This window comes from Mycobacterium gastri, from assembly GCF_002102175.1.
GTDB lineage: Bacteria > Actinomycetota > Actinomycetes > Mycobacteriales > Mycobacteriaceae > Mycobacterium > Mycobacterium gastri.
Genome location: NZ_LQOX01000115.1, coordinates 1 through 17,393 on the forward strand (window position 1 = coordinate 1; position 17,393 = coordinate 17,393).

A 17,393-nucleotide genomic window follows, 5' to 3' on the forward strand; every position below is an offset into this window, starting at 1 on the left:
GAGGATCAACCATTTCGCGGGCATTCTTAAGTGATGCACCGAGGGCGTTTCGCGGGCACTTTTCGTGATGCTTGCCGCTCAGTTGTCAGCAGCGATTGATGGCACTACCCTGTACGGGTATGAGGCATGGGGGCCCGGGGACGGTTATCCGTCTTGTACCGCCTCATGTCCCGCTGCTTCGGCTGGGCCGTGCACCCTCGGCGGCGCAATCGGGTCCAAGTCGGACGCACCGGACGGGAATTCAGCCGCCAAGCGATCGGTTCGGGCCACCGCGAAGGCGAGCGGTGATCGCCGCCGCAGTTGTGGCGGGACTGATTGCTCTGCTGGGTCACTCAGCCATGATGCATTCGGAGCCTCATAGGCCGCATCAACCACATGCGTTGTTGTCGTCGGTGGGTGGTGAGTTCGCTGTCAACATCGACCATGCGCACCTGATCGACGGCTCGTTGACCGAATGCCACGACGTGTTCGCGACCGCGATATTGCCACGGTCGGCCGCCGCGTTGGTCGGATTAGGAGTCGTGGCGACCGTTGTGGCGATCACCGCTAGCTTGGCCGATGTTGTCAGGCCTGCCGGACGGGGCCCGCCACCACTTGGCCCTGCCGACACCGGTCGGGGTCTCTTGACGCGATTCTGCCAGTTGCGTCGCTGATCGGTCAGCCTCAGGTCGTTGTGCCATGCACACGGCCGGTGAGCGTCGACCCATATCCCATGCCGCCGTTTGCGGCGCATATGCGAAAGCAACGATCACATGAGCAATTTGTTGTATCTAGAATCCTGTGAGCGTTTTGAGCTGCCCGGGTTCGGGAGCTCGATCCCCAAGCCGGATTCCTTGCGGCAACTGACTTCTGTTGCCTGCAGCGTCACCGCCGGTCGCCATCGTGGGCCACGCACCATGGTGGGTAACACGCCGGTGTTATGGGTTTCGGAGCCCTTTGGCAGCGGAGATCGTGGCTTTTGGGCGAAGCTGGAAGGGGCTAACCCGGGTGGGATGAAGGATCGCCCAGCCCTACATATGGTGGAATGCGCCCGAGCGCGCGGTGAATTGCGGCCAGGTGCTCAGATCGTCGAATCCACCAGCGGCACCTTGGGATTGGCGCTGGGCTTGGCGGGCCAGGTATACGGCCATCCGGTGACCTTGGTCACCGATCCCGGGATGGAACCCATCGTGCAACGAATGTTGACCGCGTACGGGGTTCGAGTCGACGTGGTCACCGAACCGCATCCCACCGGGGGATGGCAACAGGCCCGCAAAGACCGGGTTGCCCACTTAATGGCCGCCGATCCCCACGCCTGGAACCCCGACCAGTACAACAACCCGGACAACGCCGATGGCTACCGATCGCTGGCACTGGAACTGCTCGACCAACTTGGGCCCATTGACGTGTTGGTGTGCTCAGTGGGCACCGGAGGCCATTCAGCAGGCATAGCGCGCGTGCTGCACCGAGTCAATCCTGACCTGAAGTTGATCGGCGTGGACACCATCGGATCGACGATCTTCGGGCAGCCCGCTGCGGCTAAGCGGTTGATGCGCGGCCTGGGATCGAGCATTTATCCCCGCAATGTCGACTACCCGGCGTTCGCTGAAGTGCACTGGGTGGCCCCGGCCGAAGCGGTGTGGGCATGCCGCGCCCTGGCGAACACCTACTATGCCAGCGGCGGATGGAGCGTAGGAGCAGTGGCGCTGGTTGCCGGCTGGGCAGCGCGCACTCATCAACCCGGCACCAAGATCGCCACGGTCTTTCCCGATGGCCCGCTGCGCTACTTCGACACTGTCTACAACGACGACTACTGCCGCCAACACGACCTGCTCGATGCTGCCCCGCCGGTGGAACCTGCCGTCATCGATGACCCGACTGAACAGGTGGTGCAGTCCTGGACTCGATGCACCAAGGTAGTCGACCCAGCCCTGGTTAAGCAGTAAGGCCGTTCCTGGCACAGTTTGGCAGCTTCGACGGGCCCAACCGGATGCTGCTGGTCAACCAGTTCGGGATCAACGTCGCCTTTGCATGCTGATGCCCTACCCGACTATCTGGCCGGACCACCTGGGCTGTCGGGCTGGTTCTCGGGGTACGCAACTTCTCCCAACAGGACATGTTCGTCCTAGGCGGCACGCTGGCCGACCGCCTGGGCTACAAGCCTGGCCGGCTGCCTGCTGCGCACCGGCGGGTTCGCCTTGCTGGTTGTGGCTCATTCGCTGAGCGCGGCGCTCATCGCCTCAGCGGTCGCCGGTTTGCCGGGGCCCTGTTCAATCCGGCGGTACGCGCCTAGCTGGCCGCCGAAACCGGCGATCGAAGCATCGATGCTTTCGCGATGTTCGACATCTTCTGCCAGGCCGGGATCCTGCTGGGCCCCCTAATCGGACTTGTGTTGGCCGCCATCGACTTTCGGGTCACCGCCGCCGTCTTCGCCGTCCTCACCGTAGCCCAACTTTGGCGCTCCCTCAAACACAGCATCGACCCTGCACCAGAAAAACGCCCATCCTCGACGACTGGCGGGTAGTCCTTGGCAACCGGGTCTTTCCTCTTGCCGCCGCGATGATTGGGTCCTACGTATTGTCTTTCCAGGTCTATCTCGCCCTGCCACTGTACGCGACGACAGCGGGATTTCGTCAATTGAGCCAACGGAAGAACAGGTTGTTCGCCTGCAGTGATCCCAGTGCGCGAGAACGCACCCAACCAGACGACTGATCGGCAAAGGTGGCCCTACAGCATGCAGGACACGCAGCCCTCCACTTCGGTTCCTTCCAGCGCCATCTGCCGCAACCGGATGTAGTAGAGCGTCTTGATCCCTTTGCGCCAGGCATAGATCTGCGCCTTGTTCACGTCACGGGTGGTGGCGGTGTCCATGAAGAACAACGTCAGCGAAAGCCCTTGATCCACATGCTGGGTCGCCGCGGCATAGGTGTCGATGATCTTTTCGTAGCCGATCTCGTAGGCGTCCTGGTAGTACTCCAGGTTGTCGTTGGTCATATAGGGCGCCGGGTAGTAGACCCGGCCGATCTTGCCTTCCTTGCGGATCTCGACCTTGGACACGATCGGGTGGATCGACGACGTCGAGTGGTTGATGTAGGAAATTGACCCGGTGGGTGGCACCGCTTGCAGGTTCTGGTTGTAGATGCCGTGCGTCTGCACCGATTCCTTGAGCCGCCGCCAGTCGTCCTGAGTCGGGATGTGAATGTTGGCGTCGGCGAACAGCCGGCGCACCTTCTCAGTTTTCGGCTCCCAAATCTGCTCGGTGTACTTGTCGAAGAACTCCCCCGACGCGTACTTGGACCGCTCGAAACCCTTGAAGTGCGTGCCACGTTCGATCGCGATCCGATTCGACGCCCGCAGCGCGTGATACAGCACCGTATAGAAGTAGATGTTGGTGAAGTCGATGCCTTCTTCGGATCCGTAGAAGACCCGCTCACGCGCCAGGTAGCCGTGCAGGTTCATCTGCCCCAGCCCGATGGCGTGGGAGTCGTTGTTGCCCTGCTCAATTGAGGGCACCGACGTGATGTGCGTCTGGTCGCTCACCGCGGTCAGCGCGCGGATGGCCACCTCGATGGTCTGGGCGAAGTTCGGCGAATCCATCGCCTTGGCGATGTTGAGCGAACCCAGGTTGCACGAAATATCTTTGCCCACTTTGGCGTACGACAAGTCTTCGTTGAAGTATGACGGTGTGGACACCTGCAGGATCTCCGAGCACAGATTCGAGTGGGTGATCTTGCCCTCGATGGGGTTGGCCCGGTTCACCGTGTCTTCGAACATGATGTAGGGATAGCCGGACTCGAACTGCAACTCGGCCAACGTCTGGAAAAACTCCCGTGCCTTGATCTTGGTCTTGCGGATACGCGGGTTGTCGACCATCTCGTAGTACTTCTCGGTCACTGAGATGTCGGCGAACGGCACTCCGTAGACCCGCTCGACGTCGTAGGGCGAGAACAGGTACATGTCATCGTTGCGCTTGGCCAACTCGAAGGTGATGTCGGGGATCACCACGCCCAGGCTCAGCGTCTTGATGCGGATCTTCTCGTCGGCGTTCTCCCGCTTGGTGTCCAGGAAGCGGTAGATGTCGGGGTGATGCGCATGCAGGTACACCGCCCCAGCACCCTGGCGCGCGCCCAGCTGGTTGGCATAAGAGAACGAATCCTCGAGCAGCTTCATGATCGGGATGACGCCCGAGCTCTGGTTCTCGATGTTCTTGATCGGCGCGCCGTGCTCGCGAATGTTGGTCAGCAGCAACGCAACTCCGCCGCCGCGCTTGGACAGCTGCAGTGCGGAGTTGATCGATCGCCCGATTGACTCCATGTTGTCCTCGATGCGCAAAAGAAAACAATTGTGCACGACCGTGCCCCGAATCGTGTACGTGCGCGTGTCCTCGACGTGGAGGTTGTACACCTTCTCCGGAACTTGCTGCGTGCGCTTCAGCTCGCGAATTCCGTACACGTGCCGCCCGTGTACGACCTGATAGATCTTGCGCGACGTTCCTTTTTGGCCCACGTAGTTGTGCAGGTTCTTGCCGACTTCGAAGATGAACTCTTCATTGGTGCCGGGCAGTCCGGGGACGAACAACTGCCCCGTCACATTGCCTACTTGATTGACGTACTGACGCACTCTGGACACAACTCCCAATCGGCGCGCAATGAGCTGCACCTGATCAATCAACTCCGGATTCACCAGGTCGAGCGCCACGCCGCCCGTGGTACTGCAACCGTCGCCGCGGAACAACCCGGCGAGCAAACCACGCTGAAACTCTTCATCGGCCGTTAAGACATCGTGGGACAACCGCTTCGAACGATATCCTGTGCCGACCAGAGAGAGGAACAGCGACGAAACAACCTTGCTGTTGCACACCATGCGCACCGACTGGTCCGACACACTCTGGTGTACGGCGAGGTCCGCGGCGAACACTCGCTTGAATGCCGCCGCCAACTCCTGCTGGTACTCGAGTTCGTGTGTGCCGATCGTAAAGTGGATGCCATTGGGCGCAGGGCCCGCGAGTCCCGATCGCTTGGAGATATGGCCTTCGGCGACGTACCAGCCGAGAATAAGGCCAAGGTCATACGACTCTTCCACGTAGCGATTCACCGATATGAAGCTCATGTGGTGGCGCTGCTTGTTGCGATGCTTCCGATCAGACTTGACTTTGCGTATAAGACCGTCGACCTCTTCGTACTCGCCCTCCCCGACATACTCCATCAGGTCGTAGACGCGCCGCGACCGTCCCTCCAGCGGTGCTGCCGTCACTATGAAGTCGGTGGGACGGATGTCTTTGGCAGCCAACCAGACGAACCCGTTGAAGGGGTCGGCACCGTCACCGTCGATAAGCGTCTGCACATCTCGCGTGGTCCACACCAGGATCGGATGCTCGGGAGTGCACAGGATTGGCTCTCCGTGCCCGAAATGTGAGATCGACAGGAGGGCTTGGTCGTTGGAATTCTCGACGACGGACTCGACGACGGAGAAGGACCCGTCGTGCGATAGCACCCGGTCACCTGCCCGAAGAGCCTCGATCGCCTTCGGACCTTCAGCTGTATCCACCGGCGTTCCAGCCGGAAAGCAGCTCACCGGCTCGCCGCGCTGCTTCTTGCCCGAGTTCAAAAACGTCGGCGTGGCCGGCTGGAAGCGGCCTTCGATGATCTCGTCGACCAGCTGCTCGGCCAGCGTGGTGTCACCGCCCGCCAACGTGAGCGAAACCATGACCACCCGGTCCTCGAAGCGCTCCAGATACCGCTTCCCGTCGAAAGTCTTCAGGGTGTAGGAGGTGTAGTACTTGAAGGCGCCCAAAAACGTCGGGAACCGGAACTTCTTGGCGTAGGCACGGTCCAGCAGCGACTTGACGAAGTTACGGGAGTACTGGTCGAGAACCTCACGCTCGTAATAGTTCTCGCGGATCAGGTAGTCGAGCTTCTCGTCCTGGTTGTGGAAGAAGACGGTGTTCTGGTTGACGTGCTGCAGGAAGTACTGGCGCGCCGCGAGCACGTCCTTGTCGAACTGGATCTTGCCGTCCGCGTCGTACAGGTTCAGCATCGCGTTCAGCGCGTGATAATCCAGTTCCGCCTGGCCCCCCGAAAGGTGCGAGTGCGCGCCGGAGGTTACAGGCTCTGCAGTGACGGTTGGTGACACGTCTGCTCCTTCCAAAATTCAGCCAGACCCGCACGGACGGCGGCCACGTCGTCCTCGGTGCCCATCAATTCGAAGCGGTAAAGGTAGGGAACGCCGCATTTGCGCGCGACAACGTCACCGGCGTAGCCGAACTCCGGACCGAAGTTGGTGTTGCCGGCCGCGATGACCCCGCGCAGCAGTGCTCGATTGTGCTCGTTGTTCAAAAAGGCGATGACCTGTTTGGGGACATAGCCGCCGGCATTCAGTTTGGGTGTGACCCGGCCGCCGCCGTAGGTGGGCAGTATCAGTACGTAGGGCTCGTCGACCTCGATGCTGCCGTGCAGCGGTATCCGCGTGGCGGGCAGACCCAGCTTCTGCACGAAGCGGTGGGTGTTCTCCGACACGCTGGAGAAGTAGACCAGGTTGCACGGCCTGATATCCATGGCACCGCTGTCTCCTTACCTAGCGCCTGCCCGTGTTATGCGCTCAGCGCAGCCAGGGCGAGCGCCTTGATGCGGTCGGGCCGGAAGCCGGACCAGTGGTCGTCCCCGGCCACCACAACCGGTGCCTGCAGATAGCCCAACGCCATCACGTAGTCCCGCGCCTCGGAATCCAGACTGATGTCGACCTTCTGGTAGGCGATGCCGTTCTTGTCCAGCGCCTTGTAGGTGGCGCTGCACTGCACGCATGCGGGCTTGGTGTAGACGGTGATGGTCATGGGCGTACCGCTCCTTTGCGGGAATCGGGGAACAGGAACTGGCAACGACTCAGGTGGTGCATCTTCGCTATGTTCAGCGGCCCGGCATGCCCCCAGATTCCCGTCGTGGCCACCATGTTGATCGGACATGGCGATGCCGATTCCGGGAAGTTCAGCGGGCCCCGTGAACCTGGTGGGAGCCGGTGAACCTGGGATCTGCCGGTGCCCGAAACACTACACCTAGGGGGTCGGGACGAGAAGAGATACAAGATGTTCTGAATGACATTCTTGAAATTCGCAGGTCGTGGGCGTGTGTTCGAGCCGGTGTCGGCGTGTCGCAGATCACACAACCCGGCGGTGGTACCCATGTCGCCCGGTATATCACCGACCACCGACAGGCTCGTGGTTCGTCGTCCGGCAAGCCGGGCCCAGCAAAGGCGCCGTTGGGGCCCGGCGAGGGCCGTCGGGATTGGCGGAGCGGCGTGCCGGCCCGCCCGCGGTAGCCGGGTCAGCCCACTTCGGCGGCCAGCTTGCCGACGATGTCTCGTAGATTGGCCGACATCTCGGAGCTGTCCGCGGGGGTCTTGCCCGCCAGGGACTGGAACGGAACCGACAGCTTGATCGCGTCGATCACCCGCGCGCCGGCGATGGCGAACGACTTGCGGGTCTCATCGTGGGCCCATACTCCGCCGTATCGGCCCACGGACCCGCCGATGACGGCCAGCGGCTTGGCTTTCAATGCGCCGTCGCCGAACGGGCGTGACAGCCAGTCGATCGCGTTCTTGATGACAGCGGGGATGGTGCCGTTGTATTCGGGGGTGACCACCAGAGCCGCATCCGCTTGCGCCGCGGCCTGTCGCAACGCGATCACCGCCCCGGGAACGCCATCGGGGGTATCGATGTCCTCGTTGTAGAACGGCAACTCCGCCAGCCCTTCGAACACCGTCACGCTGACGCCGTCGGGCGCAACGGCGGCCGCAAGCTCGGCGATCTGGCGGTTGACCGAACCCGTGCGCAGGCTTCCCACCAGCGCCAAAACTCTGATGCCGGAGATGCCGGAGAAATCGGAGACGTCGGAGACATCGGACATATTGCTTCCCTTCGCGTTGGCCTCATCTTTGCACGGCTCAACCGGACTATGGTCCGATTTATTCCATCCGCGTTACTGTGCAGGTATGAGTGACGAGTTGCCGGCGTCGACTCGGCCAGAGCGCGGTGACGCGGCGCGCAATCGCGCCCTGCTGCTGGACGCGGCGCGCCGCCTGGTCGCCAACCGTGGCGCCGATGCGATCACCATGGACGACGTCGCCGCCGCGGCCGGTGTCGGCAAGGGCACGCTGTTCCGCCGGTTCGGCAGCCGGGCCGGTCTGATGACGGTATTGCTCGACGAAGACGAGCGGGCCAGTCAGCAGGCATTTCTGTTCGGCCCGCCGCCGCTGGGCCCCGATGCCCCGCCGCTGGAACGCCTGGTCGCGTTCGGCCGGGAGCGGATCTGCTTCGTCCATGCCCACCGGGAGCTGCTGTCGCAGGCCAACCGGGACCCGAAGACCCGTTACAGCGCGGCGGCGTCGGTGCACCGCACGCATGTGCGGGTGCTGTTGCGCTCGGCTCACACGACCGGCGACCTCGATGTCCAGACCGATGCCCTGCTGGCCCTGCTCGACGTCGACTACGTCGAGCACCAGCTCAACGACCACGGTCACAGCCTGCAAACGTTGGGCGACGCGTGGGAAGGCCTGGCGCGCAAGCTCTGCGGGCGGTGACCGATCCCGATGCCGCGATGGATACTGCATGTCGACCTCGACCAGTTTCAGGCGTCGGTGGAGCGGCGCCGCCATCCCGAACTGGCCGGGCTGCCGCTCATCATCGGCGGCAACGGCGATCCCACCGAAGCTCGCAAGGTGGTCACCTGCGCTTCCTATGAGGCTCGCGACTTCGGCGTGCGGGCCGGAATGCCGTTACGTGCGGCCGCCCGCCGCTGCCCCGGCGCCGTATTTCTGGCGTCGGATCCGCCCGCCTATGACGCGGCCTCCGACCAGGTGATGGCGTTGTTGCGCGACCTGGGGCATCCGGTCGAGGTGTGGGGCTGGGACGAGGCGTATGTCGGTGTGGCCGCCGGGGATCCCACCGAAGTCGCCGAACAGATCCGTGCTGTGGTCTTCTCCGAGACCCAACTGTCCTGCTCGATCGGCATCAGCGACAACAAACAACGCGCCAAGGTCGCCACCGGCTTCGCGAAACCGGCCGGCATCTTTGCGCTCACCGACACCAACTGGATGGCACTGATGGCCGACCGCTCGGTCGACGCGCTCTGGGGCGTGGGTCCGAAGACGGCGAAAAAGCTTGCGGTCCTTGACATCACTACGGTCAGAGAACTAACGAACGCCGACGCCGAGGAGCTGACGTCGGCGTTCGGCCCGAGAACGGGGCTGTGGCTGCTGCTGCTCGCCAAGGGCGGGGGCGACACCGACGTCAGCGCGACCCCCTGGATCCCGCGCTCCCGCAGCCACGTCGTCACCTTTCCGGAAGACCTCACCGAGCGAACCGAAATGGAGTCAGCGGTAAGGGAATTGGCCCGTAAGGCACTCGACGAAGTGGTGGCCTCGCGGCGGCTCGTCACCCGGGTGGCCGTTGTCGTACGCACCTCGACGTTCTATACCCGCACCAAAGTCCGCAAGCTCGATGCGCCGACCACCGACGCCGACGTCGTCATCGCCGCCGCCCTGCGGGTCCTGAACTTGTTCGAGCTGGACCGCCCGGTACGGCTTCTCGGCGTGCGCCTCGAACTCCAGATGCCCGCCTAACCCCCGCCTACCCCAATGCCGGGGCGGGCATCTGGAGTTCGAGGTGCGCGCGTCAGATCCGGCATTGAATGCACGCCGCGCTCGGCGCCGATACAAGCGACCGCGAACTGGGCATTTCACGATTCGCGAAGTCTTGCCGAAGCATGGCCGGGCACAGTCGGTCGTGACAACACGCTGCTCACGAGTGGACAACCTCGCCCGACGGGTCCTCATGGTCCGCGGTTCTCCATGGGGTGAACGTCACGGCCGGTCGCGGATGCGGCTGGGGCTTGGCCTGGGCAGCCCGACGGCGCCCGTTCTCAAGGGCGCACGAAGAAACACTGCTTGACGAAGGACGGCCGCATGAATTTCTTGGTACTGCCACCGGAGATCAATTCCGCGCGGATCTTCGCCGGTGCCGGTGCGGGCCCGATGCTGCAGGCGGCGACGGCCTGGGACGGGCTGGCCGCGGAGTTGCGCGTAGCGGCGGCGTCGTTCGGGTCGGTGGCGTCTGGTCTGGCGCATGGGTCGTGGCAAGGTGCGGCCTCGGCGGCGATGGCTGCCGCCGCGGCGCCCTATTTGGCGTGGCTGCAGTCAGCGGCGGCCCAAGCCGAGCAAGCGGCCGGACACGCGAAAATCGCAGTCGACGTCTACGAGGCAGTGCGCACCGAGATGGTGCATCCGGCATTCGTCGCAGCCAACCGTTCTTCACTGCTGCGGCTGGTGTGGTCGAACCTCTTCGGCCAGAATGCCCCGGCAATCGCCACAGCCGAGGCCCAATACGAAGAGATGTGGGCGCAAGACGTCGCCGCGATGCTTGGCTACCATTCCACGGCTTCCACGGTCGCCACCGCATTGAGGCCTTTCGCTCGCCCGCTGCAGAGCCTGGCGGGCCAGGCTCTGGGCCTGGTAAACGTTGGCAACTCGATAGCTGCCGGCGTGAGCGCGGCCCCGGCGGCAGCCGTTGCCGCGCCTGCCGGGTTGCTTCCATCCGGCGTGTCGAGCATCTTCAATATCGGCTTCGCCAACTTCGGCAGCCTGAATTTCGGAAACGCCAACCTCGGCGATCTCAACCAGGGCAACGGCAACGTCGGCAACCTCAACGTCGGCTCGGGCAACCTGGGCAGCTTCAACCTGGGCTCGGGCAACCTGGGCAGCTTCAACGTCGGCCTCGGCAATATGGGCAGCAACAACTTCGGCTTCGGCAACAGCGGCAGCTTCAACATCGGCTTCGGCAACACCGGCAGCGGCAACATCGGAATCGGCAACACCGGCAACGGCAACATCGGCTTCGGAAACGGCGGGTTCGGGGGCGACAACAACATCGGGATCGGGCTGGGCGGCAGCAACCAGCTGGGCTTCGGCGGGCTCAACTCCGGCACGGGCAACACCGGCCTGTTCAACTCGGGTAGCGGCAACACCGGCTTCGGAAACTCCGGGACCGGAAACTTCGGCCTCGGCAACTCGGGTTCGTTCAACACGGGCTTCGGCAATTCCGGCACGGCTAACACTGGTTTCTTCAATGCCGGCATCGTCAACACCGGCACCGGCAACGTCGGCAACTACAACACCGGGAACTACAACGTCGGCAACTTCAACACGGGCGAGTTCAACCCGGGCGACACCAACACCGGGTTCTACAACACCGGCAACATCAACACCGGCTGGGCCAACACCGGCGATCTCAACACCGGAGCCTTCAACGTCGGCGACATGAACAACGGCTTTTTCGCGCGGGGTAGTGGTGCGGGAACTGCCGGCCTTTCGTATGCCCTGACGATCCCGGAAATCCCGATAAATCTGCCATTGAGTATTCCGTTGAATATTCCTGTCAAGGGCGGCACCACCGACATTTCCCTAGTGCCGTTCACAATTCCCGCAATCGCTTTGAACTTCCCCGCCTTGAGCGGTACTATCGGGCCAATAGAAGTGCCTTCCATCACGGTGACCGGCCCTTTCATCTCCATTAATGTGGGAAGTCCTGAAACGGCTTTGGGCGTTTTCGTTGCCGGGGGTGTCGGACCTATCAACATCCCGATCTTCAATATTCCGGCTGCGCCTGGTTTCGGAAATTCGACCGACGCGCCCTCGTCGGGCTTTTTCAATAGTGGCCGAGGGGGCACTTCGGGATTCGGCAACTTCGGGCCCGACACCTCGGGCTTCTTCAACTTCACCCGCAAGCTCGGCAGTTCAGGCTTCTTGAACGCCGGCCTGCTGCAATCGGGCATCCACAACTTCGGCAACTCCATCTCGGGCTTCGAGAACACCAGCAATCTCGACCTGGAATTTGAGGCCTTGAATTCGGGATTGGGCAATGTCGGCAGCCACCTTTCGGGCATGTTCCATAACAGCGCGGGCGCATCGACGTTCAACTTCGGCTCCGCCAACGGAGGTGGCCTTAATTTCGGCAGCGCGAATCTCGGCAGCTTCAACCTGGGCAACGGAAACATCGGCGGCTTCAACATCGGCGACGCAAATCATGGCAGCTCAAACTTCGGTTTCGCCAACTTTGGGGACAACAACTTCGGTTTCGGCAACCTAGGCGATTTCAACCTGGGTTTCGGCAATACCGGCGTCGGTAACATCGGCTTCGGCAACACTGGGGACTACAACATCGGGTTGGGCAACACCGGCAGCGGAAACATCGGCTTGGCCAACACCGGAAACGGAAACTGGGGTGTCGGGTTCACCGGCAGCAACCTGTTCGGCTTTGGTGGGCTGAATTCGGGATCCAACAATACCGGGCTGTTCAACTCGGGCGACGGCAACACCGGCTTCTTCAATTCCGGTAACGGCAATTTCGGCATCGGCAACACAGGCAGCTACAACACCGGTGTCGGCAATACCAGCAGCACCAGCACCGGCATCGGCAACACCGGCTCGTTCAACACCGGCCTGTTCAACTCCGGCAACCTGAACACCGGGCTGTCCAACGCCGGCAGCCTCAATACCGGTAATCTCAACACCGGCGGGCTCAACACTGGTGATTTCAACACCGGAAGTGGTAATACCGGCTACTACAATAATGGCAACCTGAACACCGGCTCGTTCAACTCCGGAAACCGCAACAACGGGTATTTCTGGCGCGGTGACAACCGGGGACAATTCGGCTTCGACTTTGGTATCACCATGCCCGGGATCCCGTTGAATATCGGCGTTGACGTCCAACTTCAGATACCCGTGACGGGCTTTATAGATGGCATAGCGATCCAGCCGTTCAGCTTGGATGTTCCGATAGACCTCAATCTATTTATAAATTTACCCAATCCTATTCCAAACGTGACCATCCCGCTGGGCTCCGGCGAGTCAATCACCGTCGATATCCCCAAGATTGTCATAAACCGTATCGACCTAGAGAATTTGAACGTCGGCCCCACGGTGATGCACATAGAAATCGTCAACAGCGTCGGCCCCGTCTCGATCCCGGTCATCAACATTCCGGCGACACCAGGCATCGGCAACTCCACCACTTCCCCCTCCTCGGGCTTCTTCAACACCGGCCCGGGCGGCGGCTCGGGATTCTTCAACGCGGGTCAATTCTTTTCCGGGTTCTCCAACGAAGGTGGGCGCTTTCTCTCCGGGTTCGAAAACATCGGCCAACTGACCTCGGGCATCGGAAACATCGGCACTATCGTCACCGGCTGGTACAACACCAGCACCGCAGGGTTGACCGGCGCGTTCCTCTCCGGCATCGGCAATGTCGGCAGCAGACTCGCCGGCTCCTTGCTCAGCGGCACCGGCCAGTAACCAGGTCAGCGCGGCGCCGGGCGGGGCCGCAGCGCGCGGGTGAAGATCGCGTTGACCTGGCGCATCACCACGCTGTAGGGCCACCACGCCAGCCGCTTGAACGCGTACAGCGCACGGATATCCGGCGACGTGTAGATCAGGTACCGGTTCTTCGCCACCCCGGCCAGGATCTTTTCGGCAGCCCTTTCCGGCGAGATGGCGTGGCCGCTGAAGCGGTCGACCCAACGCTTGACCTGTGGGTCGTCGCGGTCCACGCCGGTGATCTCGACCGTGTTGACCAGTGGTGTCCGCACCGCGCCCGGCACCACGACCGACACCCCGATGCGATGTCGTGCGAGATCGAAGCGCAGCACCTCCGAAAGCCCGCGCAGGCCGAACTTGCTCGCGCTGTACGCCGCATGCCAGGGCAGCGCGACCAGCCCGGCCGCCGAGGACACGTTGACCAGATGTCCGCCCCGGCCGGCTGCGACCATCGGCGGAACGAATGTCTCGATCACGTGGATGGGACCCATCAGGTTGATCGCGACCATCCTGCTCCACTGGTCGTGGGTCAGCCGGTCGACAGTCCCCCACGCCGAGACGCCGGCGACGTTGAGCACGACGTCCATGCTGGGGTGACCGGCATGGACGTCCGCCGCGAACGCGGCCACCTGGGCGTAGTCGGAGATATCGAGAACCCGATGCTCGGGCACCTGCGCGCCGAGCGCACCCGCATCGGACACGGTCTGCGCCAAGCCGTCGGCGTCGCGGTCAGTCAGATAGAGTTCGGCACCCTGCGCCGCGAGCCGCAATGCGGTGGCACGGCCGATGCCGCTGGCCGCACCGGTGACCAGGCACCGTTTCCCTGCGTAATACCGCGGTTGCGCCATGGCGGTGACGATACCGGCGGGTCAGGCCTTGGGGGCGCCGCCCCAGAGCGCGTTGAGCCACATCTGTTCGAGCACCCGCACCCGGCGGTCGGGGTCGCTGTCACGGCTGACAAGCAGCGGGTCGCCGGTCAACACGAGCGCGGTGGTGCCCGCCAGGGTACGAATCAGCGTCGGCAGGTCGTCACTGATCGGGTTGGCGGTGCCGGCTCGCATTTCGGCATCGACGACGCCGACGATCTCGCGCAGCACCACCTCGAACTGTCGCTCGAGGATCTCGCGGATCTCGATGTCGGTGTGGCGGGCGGCATTACAGGCCATCATCACCGGGTCGTTGTGCGCATACACAATGGCGGCGCTGCCCACCATCCGTTTGGCGAACTGCTGCGGCGACTCGCCCGGCTGGCGGGGGGCGAAATACTGGGTGAGTTCTTCGAGTTCTTCGGCTGCCTCCGCCAGTATCTGGGCGAGCACTGCGTATTTGGAGTCGAAGTAGAAGTAGAACCCGGAGCGGGCTACCCCGGCCCGGTTGCTGATGGTGCTGACCGACAGTTCCGCAAACGGCCGCTCCTGCAGTAGTTCCCGTACCGCCTGCAGGATCGCCTGCCGATGCTTGTCGCCACGCCGCCGCAATGCCGGCACAGCTTGCTGGTCGGGGGCGTACTCACTCACATGCTGACCATGCACCAAGCCGGGCGAAAAGAAAACTTGACAGCCGTCAAGTTCATTCGAAGGATGGATTTACGTAGTGATGGCCGCCACAACCGGTAAGGAGCGTCATGGCCACGAGCAGGGCGACGATCAGCACCCCGGCATATCTCCTTGCCCAAGCCGAGCGCCGGCTGACCCCGTCGTTCAACAACTTTCCCGGTATGGGGCTGGTGGAGCGTTGGCTGCTGAACACGCAATTTCCGGAGAAGAAGCTGGCCGACCCGCCGCCGGGCAGCGGGCTCAAGCCGGTCGTGGGTGACGCTGGGCTGCCGATCATCGGACACATGATCGAGATGCTGCGCGGCGGACCGGACTATCTGATGTTCCTGTACAACACCAAGGGTCCCGTCATCTACGGGGACTCGCCAGTTTTGCCCTTCGTTGCGGCATTGGGCCCGGACGCCGCTCAGGTCATCTATTCCAACCGCAACAAGGACTACTCGCAGCAGGGCTGGGTCCCGGTGATCGGGCCGTTCTTTCGGCGCGGGCTGATGCTGCTCGACTTCGAGGAGCACATGTTTCACCGGCGGATCATGCAAGAGGCGTTCGTCCGGTCCCGGTTGGTCGGTTACGTCGAGCAGATGGACCAGGTGGTGTCGCAGGTGATCGCCGAGGACTGGGTGATCAACGATGCACGCTTCCTTCTTTATCCGGCGATGAAGGAGCTCACCCTCAACATCGCCTCGATGGTGTTCATGGGCCACGAACCCGGCACCGACCATGAGCTGGTCACCAAGGTGAACAAGGCGTTCACGACGACGACCCGCGCCGGCAACGCCGTCATCCGTGCCAGCGTGCCGCCGTTCACCTGGTGGCGGGGACTCAAGGCCCGGGAACTGCTCGAGCACTATTTCGCCGAACGGGTCAAGGAACGCCGCGGCCAGGAGGGCAACGACCTGCTGACGGTGTTGTGTCAGACCGAGGACGAGGACGGCAACCGGTTCTCCGACGAGGACATCGTCAACCACATGATCTTTTTGATGATGGCCGCCCACGACACCTCGACATCGACGGCCACCACGATGGCCTATCACCTGGCGGCTCACCCGCAGTGGCAGCAGCGCTGCCGCGATGAATCGGACCGCCTCGGCGACGGGCCGCTGGGCATCGAATCGCTGGAGAAGCTGGAGTCCCTCGATCTGGTGATGAACGAGTCGATCCGGTTGGTGACGCCGGTCCAGTGGGCGATGCGGCAGACCGTTCGCGATGCCGAATTGCTGGGCTACTACCTGCCCAAGGGCACCAACGTCATCGCGTTTCCCGGCTTGAATCACCGCCTGCCTGAATTCTGGACCGAGCCAATGACATTCGACCCGGAGCGATTCACCGAGCCACGCAACGAGCACAAGCGACACCGCTACGCGTTCACGCCCTTCGGCGGCGGCGCCCACAAGTGCCTTGGAATGGTGTTCGGCCAATTGGAGATCAAGACGATCCTGCACCGGTTGCTGCGCCGCTACCGGCTGGAGCTGCCGCGGCCGGATTACCACGCGAGCTGGGACTACGGCGGTATGCCGGTCCCCAAGGACGGCATGCCCATAGTCCTGCGCCCGCTGTGATCGCCCGAGGCCGGCGAGCAGCCTGTCGACGCGGGCACGCCGACTCCCCGGGGTGGCCGTGAGCGACCGGGCGCTGCGCAGTCGCGTCGAAGCCTCTCTACGCCAATAATGCCGGGCTGAGTCGCGGCCTTGCCGCACGCTTTGCGCATCAAGCGCACCCCGCAAGCTCAACGTCGCAAAACACCGCACTGTTCGGCCAGTTGGCGATAGCATCTGATGCGGGCGGAATCGCCAAACTACGGGTGCGGTCCAGCAAACGAAAGGCACGGTCGATGAGCGCAAAAGAGACCAGCAGGACGGTGCAGGCGGTCAAGACGGTGGTGGTAGTGCTGGCCGCGGCATTCGCGGTGGTAGCGGCCGGGTGCGCCGCTCAACGCGAGCCTTCCAACCCCATTACGAGCGTCATTACGAGCGTGGTGCCAGAGTAGGGGTTGGCCCGCGCCGGGGTTTCGATCACACCGCCACGCGCACCGGCAATTACAGATTTCGACCTTCGGAAACCAGGACTGCGGCTACAGATTGCGCCATGTGCCCGGTAGGGCACTTCGCGTTCGGACCAGCTGCATTGTCGGCTCGCCGCATCGGACGAAAGTAAGCCACCGGACACTTTCCCCGGCCCATATCCCGCAGGGTCGCTCCGGGTGGGTTTGATTTGCGGCAGGTCAGAACCATTAGGGCAAAACAGCCCGCCGCGCGCAGCGACGGCATAACATCTGCAGACAGTCATCGTCGGAATTCACATAAATCTGCACAGCAGCAATTGAAAGGCACGGCCGATGAGTGCAAAAAGTAAAGGGTCCCGGGCAGTTCGGATAGTCGTCGCGGCCCTGATCGCGGCGTTTGCAGCCACCGCGGCGGTGAGCTGCAACAGCTCCGATAACTGCAAGACCACCACATGTACGATTCCGTCGGTGCCATCGCCGAGCGGGTCGCTGGGGTA

12 protein-coding genes and 4 pseudogenes are annotated in these 17,393 nt (G+C 62.8%); 8 read left to right on the forward strand and 8 right to left on the reverse strand.

Going from position 1 to position 17,393, the window contains the following annotated elements; all coding sequences use genetic code 11:
• The first annotated feature begins 119 nt into the window (after positions 1 to 119).
• The 3 genes and pseudogenes from lpqS to AWC07_RS28785 form a co-directional block, all read left to right on the forward strand.
• Entirely contained in the window at positions 120 to 653 is a 534-nt protein-coding gene (gene lpqS, locus AWC07_RS30020; protein WP_482805312.1) for a putative copper homeostasis (lipo)protein LpqS, read from the forward strand.
• Positions 654 to 896: 243 nt separating this feature from the next.
• Positions 897 to 1,925, forward strand: a complete 1,029-nt coding sequence (locus tag AWC07_RS14880) for a PLP-dependent cysteine synthase family protein (RefSeq protein ID WP_244187596.1) — start codon at positions 897 to 899, stop codon at positions 1,923 to 1,925.
• A gap of 44 nt (positions 1,926 to 1,969) precedes the next feature.
• Positions 1,970 to 2,598: pseudogene (locus tag AWC07_RS28785) on the forward strand (MFS transporter); the annotation flags it as partial.
• 108 nt (positions 2,599 to 2,706) lie between these two features.
• Here the strand turns inward: AWC07_RS28785 and nrdE are convergent.
• The 6 genes and pseudogenes from nrdE to AWC07_RS14905 form a co-directional block, all read right to left on the reverse strand.
• Positions 2,707 to 4,323, reverse strand: a pseudogene (gene nrdE / locus AWC07_RS29555) (class 1b ribonucleoside-diphosphate reductase subunit alpha); the annotation flags it as partial.
• Positions 4,324 to 4,347: 24 nt separating this feature from the next.
• Positions 4,348 to 5,553: pseudogene (locus AWC07_RS29560) on the reverse strand (LAGLIDADG family homing endonuclease); the annotation flags it as partial.
• Positions 5,542 to 6,111, reverse strand: a pseudogene (locus AWC07_RS29565) (ribonucleotide reductase N-terminal alpha domain-containing protein); the annotation flags it as partial. The pseudogenes AWC07_RS29560 and AWC07_RS29565, both read right to left, overlap by 12 nt.
• Positions 6,081 to 6,533: a class Ib ribonucleoside-diphosphate reductase assembly flavoprotein NrdI gene (gene nrdI, locus AWC07_RS14895; RefSeq protein WP_036410911.1), complete on the reverse strand. Its 453-nt coding sequence runs from the start codon at positions 6,531 to 6,533 to the stop codon at positions 6,081 to 6,083. The gene nrdI and the pseudogene AWC07_RS29565, both read right to left, overlap by 31 nt.
• A 35-nt stretch (positions 6,534 to 6,568) precedes the next feature.
• Positions 6,569 to 6,808, reverse strand: a complete 240-nt coding sequence (locus tag AWC07_RS14900) for a redoxin NrdH (RefSeq protein ID WP_036410909.1) — start codon at positions 6,806 to 6,808, stop codon at positions 6,569 to 6,571.
• A gap of 487 nt (positions 6,809 to 7,295) precedes the next feature.
• Positions 7,296 to 7,877, reverse strand: coding sequence for an NAD(P)H-dependent oxidoreductase (locus AWC07_RS14905; protein WP_084293392.1), 582 nt, complete (start codon positions 7,875 to 7,877; stop codon positions 7,296 to 7,298).
• Between the two features lie 85 nt (positions 7,878 to 7,962).
• Here AWC07_RS14905 and AWC07_RS14910 point away from each other — a divergent pair, with 85 nt between their 5' ends.
• From AWC07_RS14910 to AWC07_RS14920, 3 genes are all read left to right on the forward strand, one after another.
• Entirely contained in the window at positions 7,963 to 8,550 is a 588-nt protein-coding gene (locus AWC07_RS14910; protein WP_036410908.1) for a TetR/AcrR family transcriptional regulator, read from the forward strand.
• Between the two features lie 9 nt (positions 8,551 to 8,559).
• Positions 8,560 to 9,591, forward strand: coding sequence for a DNA polymerase IV (locus tag AWC07_RS14915; protein WP_036410906.1), 1,032 nt, complete (start codon positions 8,560 to 8,562; stop codon positions 9,589 to 9,591).
• 342 nt (positions 9,592 to 9,933) lie between these two features.
• Positions 9,934 to 13,317: a PPE family protein gene (locus tag AWC07_RS14920; RefSeq protein ID WP_051507858.1), complete on the forward strand. Its 3,384-nt coding sequence runs from the start codon at positions 9,934 to 9,936 to the stop codon at positions 13,315 to 13,317.
• A 5-nt stretch (positions 13,318 to 13,322) separates the two neighbouring features.
• Here AWC07_RS14920 and AWC07_RS14925 read toward each other — a convergent pair whose 3' ends face one another.
• A complete protein-coding gene (locus AWC07_RS14925) occupies positions 13,323 to 14,186 on the reverse strand; it encodes an SDR family oxidoreductase (protein WP_036410904.1) in 864 nt (287 codons plus the stop codon).
• Positions 14,187 to 14,207: 21 nt separating this feature from the next.
• Positions 14,208 to 14,855, reverse strand: a complete 648-nt coding sequence (locus tag AWC07_RS14930; RefSeq protein WP_036410901.1) for a TetR/AcrR family transcriptional regulator — start codon at positions 14,853 to 14,855, stop codon at positions 14,208 to 14,210.
• A gap of 107 nt (positions 14,856 to 14,962) precedes the next feature.
• Here AWC07_RS14930 and AWC07_RS14935 point away from each other — a divergent pair, with 107 nt between their 5' ends.
• Positions 14,963 to 16,453 (forward strand): cytochrome P450, encoded by a 1,491-nt coding sequence (locus tag AWC07_RS14935; protein WP_036410900.1) that lies wholly within the window; start codon positions 14,963 to 14,965, stop codon positions 16,451 to 16,453.
• A gap of 272 nt (positions 16,454 to 16,725) precedes the next feature.
• Complete coding sequence (locus AWC07_RS27625) at positions 16,726 to 16,881, forward strand: hypothetical protein (RefSeq protein WP_167380080.1); 156 nt, start codon at positions 16,726 to 16,728, stop codon at positions 16,879 to 16,881.
• Positions 16,882 to 17,393 lie beyond the last annotated feature (512 nt).

Bases quoted from the DNA above. Each gene is read 5' to 3' on its own strand.
- lpqS (WP_482805312.1), top strand. From the start codon at position 120: ATGAGGCATGGGGGCCCGGGGACGGTTATCCGTCTTGTACCGCCTCAT.
- AWC07_RS14880 (WP_244187596.1), top strand. From the start codon at position 897: ATGGTGGGTAACACGCCGGTGTTATGGGTTTCGGAGCCCTTTGGCAGC.
- nrdI (WP_036410911.1), bottom strand. From the start codon at position 6,533: ATGGATATCAGGCCGTGCAACCTGGTCTACTTCTCCAGCGTGTCGGAG.
- AWC07_RS14900 (WP_036410909.1), bottom strand. From the start codon at position 6,808: ATGACCATCACCGTCTACACCAAGCCCGCATGCGTGCAGTGCAGCGCC.
- AWC07_RS14905 (WP_084293392.1), bottom strand. From the start codon at position 7,877: ATGTCCGATGTCTCCGACGTCTCCGATTTCTCCGGCATCTCCGGCATC.
- AWC07_RS14910 (WP_036410908.1), top strand. From the start codon at position 7,963: ATGAGTGACGAGTTGCCGGCGTCGACTCGGCCAGAGCGCGGTGACGCG.
- AWC07_RS14915 (WP_036410906.1), top strand. From the start codon at position 8,560: ATGCCGCGATGGATACTGCATGTCGACCTCGACCAGTTTCAGGCGTCG.
- AWC07_RS14920 (WP_051507858.1), top strand. From the start codon at position 9,934: ATGAATTTCTTGGTACTGCCACCGGAGATCAATTCCGCGCGGATCTTC.
- AWC07_RS14925 (WP_036410904.1), bottom strand. From the start codon at position 14,186: ATGGCGCAACCGCGGTATTACGCAGGGAAACGGTGCCTGGTCACCGGT.
- AWC07_RS14935 (WP_036410900.1), top strand. From the start codon at position 14,963: ATGGCCACGAGCAGGGCGACGATCAGCACCCCGGCATATCTCCTTGCC.
- AWC07_RS27625 (WP_167380080.1), top strand. From the start codon at position 16,726: ATGAGCGCAAAAGAGACCAGCAGGACGGTGCAGGCGGTCAAGACGGTG.